The following is a 17,721-nucleotide window of genomic DNA, read 5'->3' on the forward strand; positions in this document are numbered from 1 at the left end:
TTTACATCTAAGTTAAGTAAGCGAGGTAAGGGGTGAAGGCCATCGGGATCGATCCGGGCCTGGCCATGACCGGATTCGGAATTGTGGAGGCCCTCTTCAGGGGGGGGAGGGCCTGTCATTGGGGCACGATCCGGACCGGATCGGGCCATCCCCTCTCCTCCCGGTTAAAGACCATCTATGACAATGTCAAGGGGCTCCTCGAGGAGTGGAGGCCGGACCTTATGGCCATGGAGGAGGTCTTCGTGCTCAAAACCTTTCCGAGGGCGGCCATCCAATTAGGGGAGGTGAGGGGGGTGATTTCCCTGGCCGCCCAGGAGATGGGCGTTCCCGTCATCGGGATCAAACCCACGGAGGTGAAGAGCGCCCTGACCGGTAGCGGACGTGCTGACAAGAAGCAGATGGAGAAGGTGATCCGGCAGTTGCTCAAGATCGATGGGCCGATCGGATCGAGCCATGCGGGCGATGCCCTGGCCTTGGCATTAACCGGCCTTTCTCGAAGCAGACACTTTCGGTGGTAGACGGAGTCGGTTTGGATGCCGAAGGGGTAGGGCACCTCCCGAAAGGGACGGGCCCGGGACTATCAGAAGCCCTTTAAAGGTCGAGGATGATCCGTTATCTCGAAGGCAAGCTCTTGAAGAAGGAGGAGGACCGCATCGTCGTCCTCGCCAACGGCGTGGGCTATGAGGTCCTCCTTCCGGCGATCGTCCGCCGGACCTTCAACTCCAAAAAGGCGGGCGAGGACGGGGAGATCGTAAAACTCTATATCCATTATCAACAGACGGAGCGGCAGCCCAAGCCGGTCCTCATCGGCTTCAACTGTGAGCCGGAGAAGGAGTTCTTCGAAAAGTTCATCACCGTGGAGGACATCGGACCCCTGACCGCGGTCAAAGCCCTGGTCGAGCCCATTCCCAAAATTGCGAGGGCCATCGAGGAGAGGGATTCGAAGACCCTCGAGCGTCTGAAGGGCATCGGCAGGCGGACCGCCGATAAGATCATCGCCACCCTCCAGGGGAAGGTCGGAAAATTTGCCCTCATGCGAGAGGACCAGGTTCCGGTGGAAGAGGTGGTGGATTTCAAGAGACAGGTGGAGGAGGTGCTGGTTAAGGACCTCGGACACAAGGTGAGCGAGGCGCAACGGCTGGTGCAGGAAGCGCTGAAGAGAAACCCCAATGTCTCCTCGCCCGAGGAGCTCTTCGAGGAGGTCTACCGGGGGCAGAGGGGAAATCCATCGTAAAAGGCGGGGAGGATGAAGAAGGTCGAGAAGGAGGCCAAAGCGAATTCCGCGGTCGAGAGGGAGGAAGATTTCAAAGACCTCCGGCCCAGAAGGCTTTCCGAATACATCGGCCAGAAGCAGGTGGTCGAGACCTTGGAGATCGCCATCGAGGCAGCCAAGCGAAGGGGCGAGCCACTCGATCACGTCCTGTTTCACGCCCCTCCTGGCCTGGGAAAGACGACCCTTGCCCATATCATCGCCACAGAGATGGGCGTCCAGATCGTCACCTCCTCAGGCCCCGCCATCGAAAAAGGAGGAGACCTCATCAGCATCCTCACCCATCTGGAGAAAGGGGACGTCCTCTTCATCGACGAGATCCACCGCCTTCCTAAGGTCGTAGAGGAGTTCCTCTACCCGGCCATGGAGGAGTTCTGCATCGATTTCATCTTTGATAAAGGGGCCCATGCCCGAAGCCATCGGTACCGGCTCGAACGGTTCACCCTCGTGGGCGCCACGACTAGGGCCGGGCTTCTATCGGCGCCCCTCCGAGAACGGTTCGGGATCTTGAGGAACCTCGATTTTTACACGGTCGAGGAGTTGAGCCAGATCGTCAAACGATCGGCCGCCCTTTTGGGGGTTCCTATCGATGAGGGGGGGACCGAGGAGATTGCGAGGCGTTCGAGAGGCACTCCTAGGATTTCGAATCGCCTGCTCAAGCGGGTCAGGGACTATGCCGAGATCCGAGGGGAGGGCAAGATTACCAAGGAGATCGCCGATGAGGCGCTCCGCCTCGAGGGCGTAGACGAGGTGGGCCTCACCAGCCTCGACCGAAGGTTCCTCGAAACGATCATCCGCTATTACAAAGGGGGACCGGTGGGGCTCGAGGCGATCGCCGCTACCCTTCAAGAGGAGGCCGATACGCTGGTCGATATGGTGGAGCCTTTTCTACTGAAGATCGGTTTTCTCACCCGGACACAGAACGGAAGGAAGGCCACCGAACTGGCCTACGAACATTTCGGACTCCCCTCGCCCGAATCCGGCAGGCAACTCTCCTTCCCCACGCGGAAACGGCCCTAAACCCAGACCCCTTTTTTGGCCCCCTCCTTCCGGAGCTGCTCTTCAAAATAGGCGATCGTCCTCTTCAGGCCTTCCTCGAGGGGGACTTGGGGGGCCCAGCCCAGTTTCTCCTTGGCCAGATCGATGAGAGGTCGACGCTGTTTCGGATCGTCCGGCGGGAGAGGCTTGAAGACCATCTTCGATTTCGAGCCCGTCAAAGAGATGATCTTCTCCGCCAGTTCGAGGATGGAGACCTCCTCGGGGTTTCCGAGATTGACCGGGCCGGTGAAATCGTCCGGCGTCTCCATCAACCGGATCAGCCCCTCGATCATGTCGTCCACATAGCAGAAGGAACGGGTCTGGGACCCGTCCCCATAGATGGTGATCGGGTCGTTCCGAAGGGCCTGAAGGATGAAGTTGGAGATGACCCTGCCGTCGTCCGGATGCATGCGGGGCCCGTAGGTATTGAAGATTCGGGCCACCTTGATCTTAAGGCGATGCTGTCGGTGATAATCGAAGAAGAGCGTTTCGGCGCACCGCTTGCCCTCGTCGTAGCAGGATCGGGGGCCGATGCAGTTGACATTGCCCCAGTAATCCTCGGGCTGGGGATGGACTGTGGGATCGCCGTAGACTTCGGAGGTGGAGGCCTGAAGGATTTTGGCCTTCAGCCGTTTGGCCAGGCCGAGCATGTTGATCGACCCATGGACGTTGACCTTGGTCGTCTGAACCGGATCGTATTGATAGTGGATGGGCGAGGCGGGACAGGCCAGATTGTAGATCTGATCTACCTCCACGTAGAGGGGAAAGGTGATGTCATGGCGAAGCAGTTCGAAGTAGGGGTGATCGAGGAGGTGCACGATATTCCTCTTGGTCCCTGTATAGAAGTTATCGACACAGAGGACGTCGTGTCCCTCCCTCAGAAGGCGTTCACAGAGATGGGAGCCGAGGAATCCAGCTCCCCCGGTCACCAGGATCCGGGGGAAAGTCGCGCTTCTCATAGAACCCGTTTTCCCCTTTCACGGCAGATGCCCGAAGGCCGAACCGCGAAGGAAGACTCCGAGGAGGATTACCAAACCCGGCTCAGAGCAGATCTTTGTTGATCTCGATCTTCGCCCGGGTTCGGAGATGTTGAAGCCAGTTTTTGAAAAATTCCTCCTGCTTTTGATAGATCAACCTCCTTTCGAGCCCCTTTTTGACCGATTCAAATTTGCCTGGATCAGCCGGTTCGGAGCTGAGAAGCCTCACCACGAAGTAACCCTCTTTTGTTTTGAGGGGCGCCTCAGGAAAAGGTTTTCTCTCCGTGAGGGAGGCGAGGTGGGATCCCCATTCTCCCACCGGGCCAATCTTCGGGATGACCCCGGCAGCCCGCTGGAAGGGTCCGGTCTCCTCGATCTTCAACCCCTTATCGGCAGCGAGCCGGCTCATCTCCTGGCCGGCTTTCAATTGATTGAGGATCTCTTGGGCCAGGTCACGAGCCTTTTCATCCATTTTCTTGGTGAGGACCTTCTGGAGGACCTGCTCCTTAACCTCCTCGAGAGAGGGGATCCTCGACTCCTTACGGTCCACGAGCTTCAGGAGATAAAAGTTGGGCGGAAGGGTCACAACCGGAGAGATCTCCCCCAGCTTCAGGGAGAAGGCACTGGCGTGAAAGGCGGGGTGGTTTCCGATCTCGGGGATCTCCTCCCCCTCTTTGAAGAAACCGGTTGTCTTCAGAGGGACCCCGTTTTCTCGGGCATATTTCTCCAGATCTCGGCTTCTGAAAAGGGAGTAGAAGGCCTCATCGGCTCTTCGAGAGGCCTCCGCCTTGGCCTTTTCTCGTTTGAGGATCTGCAGGATCTGGTCTTTGACTTCCTCAAGGGATCTCTGCCTCTCCTCTTTCACCTCCTCGGCCTTGAAGATCCGGAATCCATCCCCTCCCTTCAGGAGGGGGCTGACCTCCCCTGCCTTGAGAGAGAAGAGGGCCTTTTCGAGAGGCTCCTCGAGGCTTCCCCTCTGAACCCATCCCAGATCTCCTCCCCGGGAGGCGGTTTCCGCTTCGGAATGGTCTCTGGCCAGGGAGGCGAAGTCCTTTCTCTTCTTGGCGAGTTCGAGGATCTCCTCTGCCTTTTTTTTCTTCTGTTCGACCCTATCGGGAGGAGATTGGGGCTCCACCCGGATGAGGATCTCCCGGGCCTTTACCTGCTTCGGGATCTTGAAGCCTTCCTTGCGCTGCTCGTAGTAGCGCTGGATTTCCTCGGGAGAGACCTGGACCCTCCCCTCATAATCGGAGGGACGAAAGGCGAGGTATTGGACCTGGAGATAGGTCGGAATTCTAAACTCCTCCTGGTTCTTCTGAAAATAGTCCTTGACCTCCACCTCGTTGACGGTCACCTGAGGTCGGAGGCTCTCCGGAGCGATCTTCACGAAGAGGAGATTCACCTTTTCGTTTTCGAACAGGTAGGTCTCCAGGAGCTCTTCCTCTGAAACCTTTTCGCCATTGAGCCGGATGAGGTGGACCACCTTCGAATAGAGAAGGTTCTCCCTCTGTCTCTCCTCGAAGGCCTCTGGCGTCATCCGATTGGCTTTCAGGAACCTCTCATAGAGGCGAGCGTCGAATTGACCGTTGACATGGAAGGTCGGGATCGCCTCGATGGCCATTCGAAGCTCTCCATCCGAGACGTTTAGCCCCAGCCGTTTCCCCTCCTCAAGAATCAAAACCCTGGAGATGAGCTCCTCCAGGACCATTTCTCTAAGGCGCAACGCTTCGGCCATCTTTTCGTTAAAGGCCGGTCCCATGGCGGACCGGTAGCGGTTCCACACCTCTTGGAACGCCTCCTGATACTCTCGGAGGGGGATGGGGGTCTGGTTCACTTTGGCGACGTAATCGTACTTCTTTTCACGGAAAAAGGAGTACCCCCCCCAGGAGATGAAGGTGACGGCCACCAAGAGCAGAAGCCCCCTGAGCATCCAGGAGGTGGCATGTTTTCTAAGGATCGTCAACATCCGAGCGCTCCTTTCAACGTTGGAATATTAATCAATCCGCCCTGAAAAGACAAGGGGAGAGGGTTTCCCGAGGCGGGAAATCTCCTTGAATCGCCGAGAGGGATTTGTTAAGATAGACCAGCGTGTCGAGGAGAAGGAGATGGTTTTTAATTCGCTACTGGGTCTTTTTTCCACGGATCTGGCCATCGATCTCGGGACGGCCAATACCGTGGTCTATGTTAAAGGGAAGGGAATCGTTGCCTCGGAGCCCTCGGTGGTGGCCATTCAGAGGGATTCGAGGGGGGACAAGCGGATCCTGGCCGTCGGCCGGGAGGCCAAGGAGATGCTGGGCCGGACGCCGGGGACGATCTATGCCATCCGGCCGATGAAGGATGGCGTGATCGCCGATTTCGAAGTCACCGGTGAGATGCTCAAATATTTCATCGCCAAGGTCCACAACCGGAAGGCCTGGATCCGGCCTCGGGTCGTCATCTCCGTCCCTTCGGGCATCACCCCGGTAGAGAAGCGGGCGGTCAGGGAGTCGGCCCAGTCGGCAGGCGCCAGGGAGATCTACCTGATCGAAGAACCCATGGCCGGGGCGATCGGGGCCGGCCTTCCTATCACAGAGGCCTCTGGGAACATGATCGTCGATATCGGAGGGGGAACCACCGAGGTGGCGGTGATCTCCCTTTCCGGAATCGTCACGAGCCAATCGATCCGGGTGGCCGGAGACAAGATGGACGAGGCGATCGTCCAGTACGTGAAAAGAAAGTATAATCTCCTCATCGGCGAGCGCACCGCCGAGATGATCAAGATCAGTGTGGGGACGGCCTATCCGGAAGAGAATCCCGAGACGATCGAGGTCAAAGGGAGAGATCTGGTGACTGGGATTCCAAAGACCCTCGAGGTCAACAGCGAAGAGGTTCGAGAAGCCTTGGCCGAATCGATCAACATGATCATCGATACCGTACGGGTCACCCTCGAGGAGACGCCCCCGGAGCTGGCCGCGGATATCGCCGACAAGGGAATCGTCCTGGTGGGCGGCGGAGCGCTTTTAAGGAACCTGGACGTCCTGCTTCGCGAGGTGACGGGGCTTCCCATCACGATTCCGGATGACCCCCTTTCGGCGATCGTGTTGGGGGCTGGCAAGGTCCTCGACAACGAGCATCTCCTTCGCAGCGTTACATTCCAGTACTGAAGCTCATCCCAGAGGTCGATGAGGATCCGAGATTTCCTCTCTCGAAGGTCTATCCTGCCCTCCCTCCTTTCCCTTCTCCTCCTCGCGTTGATCCTGGTCACCCTGAGAATGAAAGGCCATCAAGGGATAGCCTTTGTCGATGGACTCCTCCTGGAGGTCAGCGCCCCCCTCCAGAAAGGGGCCACCTTGGTCTTTAAAAAGCTCCAGGGCCTTTGGGAAGGATATCTCTTTCTGGTCGATGTTCGGAAGGAAAACGAAGCGCTGAAAAAGAGGTTGGCCGATCTGCAAAGAGAGAATGATCAGATGAGGGAGATGATCCTCTCCCTCGATCGCCTCAAGAGACTGCTTCAGTTTCGGGAGACCCTTTCTGCGACCGTCGTCGCGGCGGAGATCGTCGGTCGGGATCCTACCACGTGGTTCAAAAGCCTCACGATCAATAAAGGGGAGAAGGAGGGGATTCGGAAGGGGATGGCCGTTATCTCGCCGGAAGGAGTGGTGGGCCAGGTCCTAAAGGTGGGTCCCTCCTATGCCGTTGTTCTCCTCATCACCGACTATAACAGTGCGGTCGATTCGATGGTCCAGCGGACCAGGGCAAAAGCCATCGTGGGAGGGGGCGGGGAGAACCGGTGCCAGTTGAGGTATCTGCTTCGGACCGAAGATGTGGTGGTCGGCGACCGAGTCGTCACCTCCGGGTTGGCTGGAAATTTTCCCAAGGGGATGATGATCGGCGAGGTGTGCAAGGTCGATAAAAGGGGCCACGGCATCTTCCAATATGCCGAACTCGTCCCCAGCGTAGATTTCTCAAAACTGGAGGAGGTCCTGGTCGTTCAAGACCCCTCTCCTCCGATTGAGGAGAAGCCGAGGAAAGGGAAGAAGGCCCGATAGATCCCACGACATGAAACGCTTCTTCATCTCCGTCTTTTTAGGGCTTCTGTTGATCACGCTCCAGGCCTCCTGGTTGACCCTGCCTCACCTTCGATGGGTCCGGCCCGATATGATGCTTCTGTTGACGCTCTACGTGGGGCTCACCTTCCCCCTTGCCTCCGGAGGGATCTTGGCCCTCTTCTTGGGTTATCTGCTGGACCTCTATTCGGGGAATACCTTGGGACTCTTCACCGTCACCAGACTTTTCCTCTTTCTCGGGATCCAATTTTTTAAGAGACACCTCTATCTTGAACATTATCCGGGGCGGTTTGTCTTCGTCCTCCTGGTTTGCATCTTCGAAGGATTTCTGATCCTTCTGCTTCTCAAGGCCTTTCTCCCCGAGGCCTCAACCCATTTTCTTCGGCCGTTTTTGACGATGTTTCTCCCCCAATGTTTCTCCTCCGCCCTTTTGGCTCCCTTTCTATTTTCACTCCTTGGGGAGAGAGGAATCCTCTTTCGTTCGGCTCTTCTTTCCAGAGCCGGGGGGGGGAAGGGGTAGGGGATGGTGGAACTGGACACCCAGAGGATGGAGGTTTTCCAGCAGAAGGGGCGCTATCTCCGATTCGTTGTGGCCGGTTCCTTCCTCCTGCTTTTTATCTATCTCTGGTATCTTCAAGTGATCCGAGGAGCTGAATTCCGTCAGCTCTCGGAGAACAATCGGATTCGAATTCGTGAGGTGGTGGCCGATCGGGGGATGCTCATGGACCGCCATGGCCATGTCTTGGCCCATAATCGGCCCTCCTTCGATGTCTTTCTCATCCCGGAGGATATCCGGGCGAATCCGGACGTCCTGGAGAAGGTCGGGGAGGTCCTCCAAATCCCCCAGGAGGAGTTGCGGGAGAAGATGAAACTTTCGAAACGACAGCCCCCCTTCAGACCGGTCAAGGTGAAATCGGATATCGACTGGCAAAAACTGGTGCTCCTTGAGACAAATCGGGTCCACCTCCCCGGGATCCTCGTCGATGTGAGGCCCATCCGGGCCTACCATTATGGCCCTTTCGCCGCTCACCTGTTGGGCTATATCGGAGAGGTGGACGAGAATGAGTTGAATCACAAGAGGGGCCAGCCCTATCGATTGGGGTCGATGATAGGAAAATACGGGGTCGAATATGGCTGGGAGGCCTATCTCAAGGGGGTGGACGGTGGGAGGCAGATCGAGGTGGACGCCCTGGGAAGGGAGATCAGGCACCTCCGGAGCGTGGAACCCTTCCCCGGCCACAACATCGTTCTCACCATCGATTTTGGCCTTCAGAAGGTGGCCGAAGAGGCTTTTCAGGAAAAGGCAGGTGCCCTCGTCGCCATGGACCCCAAGAGCGGCCGCATCCTCGCCATGGTGAGCAGACCTGCCTTCGATCCGTCGATCTTCGCAAGAGGGATCTCCCCTGAAGAATGGAAGGAATTGATCGAACATCCCTTTCATCCCCTTCGGAACAAGACCATTCAGGGGCAATACCCTCCCGGTTCGGTCCTCAAGATCGTCACGGCGATTGCGGGATTGGAGACGGGCGCCATCACTCCCCAGACCCAGATCACCTGCACGGGGGCCTTCCCGTACGGGAACAGGGACTTTCGCTGCTGGAAGGAGAAGGGGCACGGGACGCTCAATCTCCATCAAGCCTTGGTCCAATCGTGCGATGTCTATTTCTATCAGGTGGGGTTGAAGGTGGGGGTGGATGCGATTGCCCATTACGCCGCTCAACTCGGCCTGGGAAGAAAGACCGGCATCGCCCTCCCCCACGAAAAGCCAGGGACGGTTCCCACCACCTCATGGAAGAAGAGGCGTTTCGGAGTGCCCTGGTATAGCGGCGAAACCCTCTCCGTCGCCGTGGGACAGGGGTATATGAATACCACCCCATTGCAACTGGCAACCCTCATCTCAGCGGTTGCCAACGGAGGGAGGCTCTATCTCCCCCAGGTGGTCGAGAGGGTGGAAAACATCTATGGTGAAGTGGTTAAAGCCTACCCTCCATTGGAGATCGGAAAGGCAGAGATCTCCGAGACGACGCTCCGCATCATTCAGGAGGCGTTGTGGGGAGCGGTCAACGAACCGGGATGCACCGGTGGGGCGGCGGCCCTGAAACAGGTGAAGGTAGCGGGGAAGACAGGGACGGCCCAGGTCGTGCGCATGGCGGCCGATTTTAAGAAAGGGGACATGAACCGGATGCCGCTCAAATTGAGGGATCATGCCTGGTTTGTGGCCTACGCCCCCTTCGAAGATCCAAAGATTGCGGTGGCGGTCCTGGTCGAGCATGGGGGATATGGAGGGGCGGCGGCCGCTCCGATTGCCAAGAGGGTGATCGCCAAGTATTTCGGCCTCGATGTCGGGCCACCCCCCCAGGGGGAAGAGAGGGCTGTGGAACCCGTCCATGATTGACCGGCGTTTTCTCATCCATTTCGATTGGGGGCTGTTGGGGATCGTCCTGCTCATCTCGGCGATGGGGATCTTGAATCTATACAGCGCCACCGCGCACGAGGAGACCACCGGCATGCCTCTCTATTTCAAACAGATCCTCTGGCTCGGTTTCGGGCTGGGAATCATGCTGGCCATCACCTTTTTCGAATACCGCCATTATACCGATTTTGCCTACCTCCTGCACGGCGTGGCCGTCGTCCTGCTCGTTGTCGTTCTGGCCTTTGGCATCATCACCTCCGGTGCCCAACGATGGATCAGGCTCGGTCCCCTGACCTTTCAGCCCTCCGAGTTCGTCAAGATCTCCCTCATCCTGGCCCTGGCCAAGTATTTCCAGAGATACCCCGGCCGTGAGGGGTTTTCCCTGAAGCAGATTGGTCTTCCCCTGTTGCTCTTCTTGGTTCCGATGGGGCTTATCCTGAAGCAGCCCGACCTCGGGACAGCCATCCTCCTTCTGCTCGTCTTTCTCTCCATTTTGGTCTATGCCCGGGTCCGGTGGAGCGTGCTCGCAACCCTGGCGGGCACCGGCCTCTTCCTGGTCCCCATCGCCTGGAGATTGTTGAAGGACTATCAGAAGCAGCGGATCATCACGTTTCTCAACCCGGACCTCGATCCCCTCGGAACGGGCTACCACCTCATCCAGTCGAGGATTGCCATCGGATCAGGGGGCTTCTTCGGAAAAGGGTTTATGAAGGGCACCCAATGCAAATTGGGGTTCCTTCCGGAGCAACACACCGATTTCATCTTTTCCGCTTTTGGGGAGGAATGGGGGCTGGTCGGCTGTGCGGTCTTGTTGGGGCTTTATCTCTTGCTGATCCTCAAGGGTTTACAGATCGCCGAGAATTCGAAAGACCGGTTCGGGGCGATCCTTTCGTTCGGGGTGGTGGCCATGATCTTTTGGCATACCTTCATCAACATCGCCATGGTCCTGGGGTTGCTCCCCGTCGTGGGAATCCCCCTTCCTCTTTTCAGCTATGGAGGATCTTTTCTACTGTCCACCCTGATGGGCATAGGCCTGCTTCAAAACGTGAACATCCGAAGGTACCTGTTCTAAATCCTTTGAGGAGAGGCGGCCCTCGAAAGGGCCCGAGGGTCAGAAGGGGACATCGTCATCAGGGGGCGGAGCCTCATCCGGATCGATCTCGTATTCCCTCTCAGAAATCGCCGGTTCCATCGGAGCCCCCGGCGGTCCCAGCATCTGCATCTGGTTGGCAATGATCTCGGTGGTGTATCTCCGGTTTCCGTCCTTGTCCTCCCAGGTGCGGGTTCTGAGCCGACCTTCGATATAGACCTGTTTCCCTTTGCTGAGGTATTGCCTGCAGATCTCGGCCAATTTGCCGAAGGCGACGATCCGATGCCATTCCGTCACCGATACCTTCTCTCCTGAGCGGTTCACCCGGTTTTCGGTCGTTGCGATGCGAAAATTGGCGACCTGAGTTCCGTTTCCAAGGAATTTGATCTCTGGATCGGCTCCTAAATTGCCCACGAGGATGACCTTGTTCACCCCGGCCATGATCCCACCTCCCCCAAATGGCCCTTTTCGCCCCGCCTCCATCGGCCCTCACCGGCACGATCGAGACAGGGACGAGTTTCACCTTACCATTTCTCAGCCCTCTTTTCAAGCGCTCTTTTTCTCCACCCGGGCCTTCTGTTTCGGCCCTCTCCTGAGGGGGCCTGGTTGTCGGCGGAAAGCCCCCCTGTTTCATATTGACGCCATTTTTTTAATATCTTAACCTTTATCTATGAAAGGGAGAGGGTTTTGGGGCAGGGGATGGAGATGGCTGCTCGTGGGCGCCCTGGTGTTACCTTTCTTCTCCCCTCAAGAGTTCAAGGGGCTATCTCGAGCCAATTCCAAAACCAACCCTTGCGAAAACTTCGGCATACACCGATTGAAGAAGGAGCCTCCCCCTTTCTCCTTGAAGTCCCTGGAGGGGAAGGAGGTCTCCTTGAAGGACTACAAAGGTAAACCGGTCCTTCTCTTTTTCTGGGGATCCTGGTGCCAAGCCTGTAAAGAAGATCTCGCCCTTTTGGAAAAATTTGGGGGGAGATCGAATCTCCAGATGGAGATCCTCACCATCGCCGTCGATGGGGAGAAAGAGAGGAGGATCCGGTCGATCGTCAAGGAATACCGGATCACCCTGCCTGTCCTCCTCGATCAGAAGGAGAAGACCGCCAGGGCCTATGGCGTTCGGATGATCCCCACGGCCTATCTGATTAATCAGGAGGGTTGGATGGAGGGGATGATCGTCGGCCAGAGAGAGTGGCACTCCTCCGAAGCCCAATTGGCCATCCGAGAGGCCTTGGGGCTTCATTGACAAATTTCTTCCGTTTCATATAAGATTGTAACGGAGGGGATAGATAAAAAAACTCTTCCCTCACGTTCTGAGTCCCGGAATTCGAAACCCCCTTCTTAGGGTTTCAGGAAGGTGACCGGATGAGACCGATGACGACCCGCGAGAATGGGGTCTTCCGATGAGATATCTCAACAAAACCGAGACCGGTTCCATCCCTCAACGACTTTTTTTTATTCCGATCAGGGACGCCGTCATCTTCCCCAATGTCGTCCTCCCCCTCTTCTTTCAGTCGGAAGAGGCCATCCACCTCCTCAATCAGGCGGTTCTGGAAAACAGCTTCATCGGGTGTGTCTATCCAAGGGTCAACCATTCCAGGGGGCCTCTCTCGAGAGAGCTTTTAAACATTGGGACGGCCTGTCGGATCCTTCAACTGGTGAGGTTGCCCGAGAGGGGGATGAAGGTCTTTCTTGAAGGGGTCAGCCGCATCCAGATCGAAAACGTCCTTCCCGAAACGCCCTATTTCAGGGCGGATGCGAAGGAGGTCAGAGATCCCGAGGTGAAGAATCCCCTTGCAGAACCCCTCGTCCACAGCATCGGGACCCTCTTTAAACTTTCCCTGACCCTCGGCAGGCCGATCTCGGACGAAGCCTTAAAAGCCCTCGACCAGATCGAACACCCAGGCCGGCTGGCCGATTTGATTGCCCTCTCCCTGCCCTTCGGGTTGCGGGAGCAACAAGAAATCTTTGAGACGGTGGACCCCATCGAACGCTTGAAAAAGGCCTACCATCTGTTCTGTCGGGAATATTCACCGCAGTCTCTGACGTCTCGCCTATTCCTAACGGGTTGCAAGGAGACGGGAAAATCCCAGCGCGATGCTTTTCACCGCCCCCCCCTCCGGGGCCCCCGGGAGACGGCCGAGGAGGATCCCTACCATAACGAGATCCAGGAGCTTCGGGCCAAGGTCCAAGTTTCGGGGATGCCAGAGAAGGTCATGGAGATTGCTTACAAGGAGATCCATCGGCTGGAGCGGATGAATCCTATTTCGGCCGAATATACGGTCTCCCGGACCTACCTCGACTATCTGATCCATATGCCCTGGGATAAGAGGACGGAGGATAACCTCGATCTCGCTCGGGCTGAGACCATCCTGAACGAGGATCATTATGGGCTCGAAAAGGTGAAGGATCGAATCCTCGAGTTCCTCGCGGTCAAGAAGCTGAAGAACCCCATGAAAGGCCCGATCCTCTGCTTTGTGGGGCCACCGGGCGTTGGCAAGACCTCCTTGGGCCGGTCGATTGCCCGCTCTTTGGAGCGAAAGTTCATCCGGATCTCCCTCGGAGGGGTGAGGGATGAGGCCGAAATCCGGGGGCATCGGAGGACCTATGTAGGGGCCCTTCCGGGGAGGATCATCCAGGAGATCAAAAGGGCAGGGACTTCCAATCCAGTCTTCATGCTCGACGAGATCGACAAGATCGGTCAAGATGTGCGTGGAGATCCGGCCTCAGCCCTTCTCGAAGCCCTCGATCCTGAACAGAATTGTGCCTTTACCGATCACTATCTCGATGTGCCTTTCGACCTCTCCCACGTCCTCTTCATTACCACCGCCAACACGCTCAATCCCATTCCCCCTGCCCTATTGGATCGGATGGAGGTGATCTCCATCCCCGGGTATACGGAGGAAGAGAAGGAGAAGATCGCCCTCGGTTTCCTCATCCCCCGTCAAAAAGAGGAGAACGGATTGAAAGACTATCCCATCTCCTTTACGCCCGAGGCCGTGAGCAAGATCATCCGGGAGTATACCCGGGAATCTGGTGTAAGAAACCTCGAACGGGAGATCGCCACCATTTGCAGAAAGGTCGCCAAAGAGGTGGCCATGGGCAGGCCGGCCACGGACAGGATCGATCCCCCGACCATCGAACGCCTTTTAGGGCCCCGAAAGTTTCACCGGGAGATCGCTCAGGAGGAGGACCGAATTGGGGTGGCCACGGGCCTGGCCTGGACCGAAACCGGAGGGGATATCCTCTTCATCGAAACCACGAAGATGAAAGGGGATAAGGGACTGCTGCTGACCGGATCCTTGGGAGAGGTAATGAAGGAATCGGCCCAGGCCGCCTTTTCCTACCTGCGGGCCAATGCCTCTGCCCTTGAGATCCCGGAAGGTTTCCATCAGGAATGGGATATCCACATTCACGTCCCCTCAGGGGCGACCCCCAAAGACGGGCCATCCGCAGGGATTGCCATTGCCACGGCGGTCCTCTCCCTCCTGAAAGGAAAGCCCGTCCCCCGGGAAGTAGCCATGACCGGAGAGGTGACCTTAAGTGGAAGGGTGTTGCCTGTCGGTGGCATCAAAGAGAAGGTCCTTGCCGGGCGAAGGGCCGGGGTCAAGACGATCATCCTTCCAAAGCAGAACGAGAAAAACCTTGAGGATATTCCGGATTACGTTAAAAAGGAGATCCAATTTGTCCTGGTCGAGCACATCCAGGAAGTCTTTGATCGGGTCCTGCCTCCCTAAAGAACAGGGTTCAGACCGCGAATCTATGTCCATCCAGGGATAAACAAGAAGGGGACACCTCGATTTCTTGAGGATTCATCATCGGCTCGATGGGCTCCTTCAAAGCGGGTTTTATCTCCATCATAGGAAGGCCGAACGTCGGCAAGTCCACCCTGTTCAACCGAATCATAGGCGAGAAGGTCGCGATCGTCACCCCGACCCCCCAGACGACCCGCCATCGGATCCTCGGGATCAAGAACGTCGAGGGGGGGCAGCTCATCTTTCTCGACACCCCAGGGCTTCACGAAGGCCGAACGGAGTTGAACCGGAGGATGGTCCAAACGGCCCTGGCCTCAAGCCGGGATGCCGACGTCATCCTCTTTATGATCGAGGCGGTGTCTCCCCAGATTGAAGAAGACCAGAAACGGCTCGATTCGCTCAAGAAGAACAAGGGGGTCCCTTTCCTTGTGATCAACAAGATCGATCTCATTCGCAAGGAACTCCTCCTGCCCTTGATGGATCAATACCAGAAGCTCCATCCCTTTGAGAAGATCATCCCCGTCTCTGCCGCTTCCGGAGAAGGGGTAGACCTTTTGGTCAAGGAGATTCTGAACGCCCTTCCTGAATCTCCTCCCTACTATCCCGAGGACATGTTCACCGACCAGACGGAGAGGGCCATCGTCTCTGAAATGATTCGGGAACAGGTGATTCACCAAACCTACCAAGAAATCCCTCACGCCACGGCAGTGACCATCGAATCTTTCAAGGAACATCCCGAGAAAGGATTGGTGGTCATCCAGGGCACAATCTATGTTGAAAAAGAATCCCAACGGAAGATCCTCATCGGGAAAGGCGGCCAGCGGTTGAAAAAGATCGGGGAAGCGGCGAGGAAGGAGATCGAGGCCTTTTTGGGGAAAAGGGTCTTTTTAGAGTTATGGGTGAAGGTTGTGAAGGATTGGACACGGGACCCTCATTCCTTAGATGAATTGGGATATCTCGGTCCGTAGAGGATCATGAGGGCCTGCCATTGTCTAGCCTTTGAACAACCCTGTTCGGTTTGGCGGCTCTTCTGCGCCAACACCCCTGATGAAGCAACCCAAGAGGATGGTCCTAAGGGCATCCTTTGCAAACGAGATGGGGGCATATCGGATGGCACCGGATTTTGAAGAAGAGGAGAAGGAAAGGCTATCGTGGAGGGAGATCGATCGGATCAGAGATCGAAGTCGCCATGCCCCGAAAGAGCCTCTCCAGGGCCGACGGAGGTCCAAACGATCGGAATGGTTGATGAAGAGGTACCGAAAGGAAGCGGATAAACTCTTCATGGGGAAAAAGGGGACGAGGGAATACCAAAAGGCCCAAGAGGAACTCGATCGGGCTTACGGGACCGAGCGGTTCGGCGAAATCGCCCGGGCGTACTTAGATCAATACGGACTGCCCGAAGATTGGCGTACCCTCTCCCTCCTCTTGGATCACACCGATCCGGAGAAGGTCCTCGAGGTCCTACGGACCATGCGGACCCTTTACGAGACAAGATCTGCGGCGGAGAGGCAGGGGTTTCGATCCAAACTGGATATTATGGCCATGACCGCCAGCCATCCAGAGGTTCGAGAGATGGCCGAAGAGATGCTGAAATCGTTGTAGCCCGAGAGGTGGGATCCCTGCTCACCCTTGGACGGTCCTTCTTTTCGGAGGACCACCCTGCCTCCTCGGGAAGGGAACGGACTCCCTCTTCTGGCGAAGTCGCTTCAGCCTTTTCTGTTCCCCGTATTTTCCAAATCGCCCACCCCGACTCATCGTTCTACCATTTATAATACATCATCTCGCGACAATAGGCCCTGACCCTGTTGATCAGCAGGACTTCCTCAGGGTCTTCCATGGGCTGGAAAGATTGCGCAATGCGTACATTGGTCTCCAACTGCTCGAGGCTATCGCACCCCACCACAGCGGAAGAGATCGGCTGTGTCAGGGCGAACCGAAGGAAGGTTTCAGCCGCTTCATCCCCGAAGACCCTCAGGCTGACCCCCCTGGAAAGGGTCTTCATGCCGAGAACCCCCATCCCCTTACCCAGGGCCTTTGGGAGAACCTCGGAGAGAAAGGACCGGTAGTGGGGTTCGGCCGGGTTCACAGGCATCAGGACGGCGTCGAAGGGAAAGCGATCGAGGGCTTTTGAAAGAACATCGGGATTTTTGTGGCCGGATATTCCTATAAAACGGACCATTCCCTGCCGCTTGGCCTCCTCAAAGGCTCTGATCGCTCCCGTTGGGGAGAAGATTTCTTCAATTTCTCCAAAGGTACGAACATCGTGAACCATCCAGAGGTCGAGAAAATCGGTCCTCATGCGTTGAAGGGTCGTTTCCAAATGTCTTAAGGCTCCCTCGGCGGTCCGCTCGTGGGATTTGCTGGCCAAGAAGATCTCCCGACGCCTCTCTCCAAGGGCCAAGCCATAATAGGACTCGCTTCCCGAGTAAGCCCGGGCAGATTCAAAATAGGTGATGCCAAGATCGAGGGCACGCTGAATCAAGGCGACCGCCCGCTTCTCTTCACCGTACGTCCTGAGTATCCCTTCTCCACCCAATCCCAAGAGGGTGATATCGGCGCCTGTATTTCCAAGAGGTCTTTTGGGAAGGGCTTTTTTATTTTCCATCAGGATACCATGCTCCTGAATTTGGTATGGGTCGATCGAAAAAATATTAAAGCAGGCACCGATACTTCGCAAGGTTCAGATAAAAAGTCCTTGGCCAGGCAGAAGAGGGGACCCGAAACTTTTTTCACCGGAGCCCTTTGTTTTTCAGTTCGAGTCTTCCTGGGATGGATTTGAGGTATTTTTCTCTTTGGATGGCTTGGGAGCGGGTTTGGAATTCTTCTTTATGGAGGAGTTTCCAGGGGCGTTTAAATCTGGTGGAGGGGCTTTTTCCGGAGTTATGTTCGAGGAGTCTTTTTTGGAGGTTGGAGGTGTGGCCTACGTAGGAGGAGTGGTCGGCTTCGCTTTTGAGGACATAGACATAGTAGGGCATAAGGGAGAATGGTGGAGCTGATGGGGATCGAACCCACGACCTGTCGATTCGACCGCTCTCCCAGCTGGGGGGTTAGAGGATTCCTTTGTTTTTCAGTTCGAGTCTTCCTGGGATGGATTTGAGGTATTTTTCTCTTTGGATGGCTTGGGAGCGGGTTTGG

At 56.5% G+C, this 17,721-nt stretch carries 16 protein-coding genes and 1 pseudogene; 12 read left to right on the plus strand and 5 right to left on the minus strand.

The window, feature by feature from the left end; genetic code table 11:
- Nucleotides 1-32: 32 nt before the first annotated feature.
- The 3 genes from N3G78_10860 (at nucleotide 33) to ruvB (ending at nucleotide 2,290) form a co-directional block, all read left to right on the plus strand.
- The gene (locus N3G78_10860) at nucleotides 33-518 is read left to right on the plus strand and encodes a crossover junction endodeoxyribonuclease RuvC (protein MCX8118421.1); all 486 of its coding nucleotides are present in this window, start codon (nucleotides 33-35) and stop codon (nucleotides 516-518) included.
- A gap of 86 nt (nucleotides 519-604) precedes the next feature.
- The gene (locus N3G78_10865; protein ID MCX8118422.1) at nucleotides 605-1,234 is read left to right on the plus strand and encodes a helix-hairpin-helix domain-containing protein; all 630 of its coding nucleotides are present in this window, start codon (nucleotides 605-607) and stop codon (nucleotides 1,232-1,234) included.
- Between the two features lie 12 nt (nucleotides 1,235-1,246).
- Nucleotides 1,247-2,290: a Holliday junction branch migration DNA helicase RuvB gene (gene ruvB / locus N3G78_10870; GenBank protein ID MCX8118423.1), complete on the plus strand. Its 1,044-nt coding sequence runs from the start codon at nucleotides 1,247-1,249 to the stop codon at nucleotides 2,288-2,290.
- Here the strand turns inward: ruvB and N3G78_10875 are convergent.
- Together N3G78_10875 and N3G78_10880 are read right to left on the minus strand one after the other, a co-directional pair.
- The gene (locus tag N3G78_10875) at nucleotides 2,287-3,267 is read right to left on the minus strand and encodes an SDR family oxidoreductase (GenBank protein MCX8118424.1); all 981 of its coding nucleotides are present in this window, start codon (nucleotides 3,265-3,267) and stop codon (nucleotides 2,287-2,289) included. The two genes, ruvB and N3G78_10875, sit on opposite strands and share 4 nt — an antisense overlap.
- Before the next feature lie 82 nt (nucleotides 3,268-3,349).
- Complete coding sequence (locus tag N3G78_10880) at nucleotides 3,350-5,251, minus strand: SurA N-terminal domain-containing protein (protein MCX8118425.1); 1,902 nt, start codon at nucleotides 5,249-5,251, stop codon at nucleotides 3,350-3,352.
- A gap of 139 nt (nucleotides 5,252-5,390) precedes the next feature.
- Here N3G78_10880 and N3G78_10885 point away from each other — a divergent pair, with 139 nt between their 5' ends.
- Genes N3G78_10885 through rodA form a run of 5 tightly spaced genes read left to right on the plus strand, consistent with a single transcriptional unit; the run spans nucleotide 5,391 to nucleotide 10,816 of the window.
- On the plus strand, nucleotides 5,391-6,428 hold the full coding sequence (locus tag N3G78_10885; protein ID MCX8118426.1) for a rod shape-determining protein: 1,038 nt from the start codon (nucleotides 5,391-5,393) through the stop codon (nucleotides 6,426-6,428).
- A gap of 18 nt (nucleotides 6,429-6,446) precedes the next feature.
- The gene (gene mreC, locus N3G78_10890; GenBank protein ID MCX8118427.1) at nucleotides 6,447-7,313 is read left to right on the plus strand and encodes a rod shape-determining protein MreC; all 867 of its coding nucleotides are present in this window, start codon (nucleotides 6,447-6,449) and stop codon (nucleotides 7,311-7,313) included.
- 10 nt (nucleotides 7,314-7,323) lie between these two features.
- Nucleotides 7,324-7,851: a rod shape-determining protein MreD gene (mreD, locus tag N3G78_10895; protein ID MCX8118428.1), complete on the plus strand. Its 528-nt coding sequence runs from the start codon at nucleotides 7,324-7,326 to the stop codon at nucleotides 7,849-7,851.
- Nucleotides 7,852-7,854: 3 nt separating this feature from the next.
- Complete coding sequence (gene mrdA / locus N3G78_10900; protein MCX8118429.1) at nucleotides 7,855-9,726, plus strand: penicillin-binding protein 2; 1,872 nt, start codon at nucleotides 7,855-7,857, stop codon at nucleotides 9,724-9,726.
- Nucleotides 9,719-10,816: a rod shape-determining protein RodA gene (rodA, locus tag N3G78_10905; protein MCX8118430.1), complete on the plus strand. Its 1,098-nt coding sequence runs from the start codon at nucleotides 9,719-9,721 to the stop codon at nucleotides 10,814-10,816. Before mrdA ends, rodA begins: the two co-directional genes overlap by 8 nt.
- Before the next feature lie 135 nt (nucleotides 10,817-10,951).
- On the opposite strand, the pseudogene N3G78_10910 reads toward rodA, so the two are convergent.
- Nucleotides 10,952-11,275, minus strand: a pseudogene (locus tag N3G78_10910) (single-stranded DNA-binding protein).
- A gap of 229 nt (nucleotides 11,276-11,504) precedes the next feature.
- On the opposite strand from N3G78_10910, the gene N3G78_10915 reads away from it, so the two are divergent.
- The 4 genes from N3G78_10915 to N3G78_10930 all read left to right on the plus strand — a co-directional run bounded on the left by N3G78_10915 (nucleotide 11,505) and on the right by N3G78_10930 (nucleotide 16,188).
- Nucleotides 11,505-12,077 (plus strand): TlpA family protein disulfide reductase, encoded by a 573-nt coding sequence (locus N3G78_10915; protein ID MCX8118431.1) that lies wholly within the window; start codon nucleotides 11,505-11,507, stop codon nucleotides 12,075-12,077.
- A gap of 157 nt (nucleotides 12,078-12,234) precedes the next feature.
- On the plus strand, nucleotides 12,235-14,568 hold the full coding sequence (lon, locus tag N3G78_10920; protein MCX8118432.1) for an endopeptidase La: 2,334 nt from the start codon (nucleotides 12,235-12,237) through the stop codon (nucleotides 14,566-14,568).
- 89 nt (nucleotides 14,569-14,657) lie between these two features.
- Nucleotides 14,658-15,554 carry a GTPase Era gene (era, locus tag N3G78_10925; protein MCX8118433.1) on the plus strand — a complete coding sequence of 299 codons (897 nt, stop codon included), beginning with the start codon at nucleotides 14,658-14,660 and terminating at the stop codon, nucleotides 15,552-15,554.
- Nucleotides 15,555-15,696: 142 nt separating this feature from the next.
- Nucleotides 15,697-16,188 (plus strand): hypothetical protein, encoded by a 492-nt coding sequence (locus N3G78_10930; protein ID MCX8118434.1) that lies wholly within the window; start codon nucleotides 15,697-15,699, stop codon nucleotides 16,186-16,188.
- A 157-nt stretch (nucleotides 16,189-16,345) separates the two neighbouring features.
- Here N3G78_10930 and N3G78_10935 read toward each other — a convergent pair whose 3' ends face one another.
- Together N3G78_10935 and N3G78_10940 are read right to left on the minus strand one after the other, a co-directional pair.
- The gene (locus tag N3G78_10935; protein ID MCX8118435.1) at nucleotides 16,346-17,191 is read right to left on the minus strand and encodes an aldo/keto reductase; all 846 of its coding nucleotides are present in this window, start codon (nucleotides 17,189-17,191) and stop codon (nucleotides 16,346-16,348) included.
- Nucleotides 17,192-17,315: 124 nt separating this feature from the next.
- On the minus strand, nucleotides 17,316-17,561 hold the full coding sequence (locus tag N3G78_10940) for a GIY-YIG nuclease family protein (GenBank protein MCX8118436.1): 246 nt from the start codon (nucleotides 17,559-17,561) through the stop codon (nucleotides 17,316-17,318).
- Nucleotides 17,562-17,721 lie beyond the last annotated feature (160 nt).

The organism is Thermodesulfobacteriota bacterium (genome assembly GCA_026415035.1).
In the GTDB taxonomy this organism is placed as follows: domain Bacteria; phylum Desulfobacterota; class BSN033; order BSN033; family UBA1163; genus RBG-16-49-23.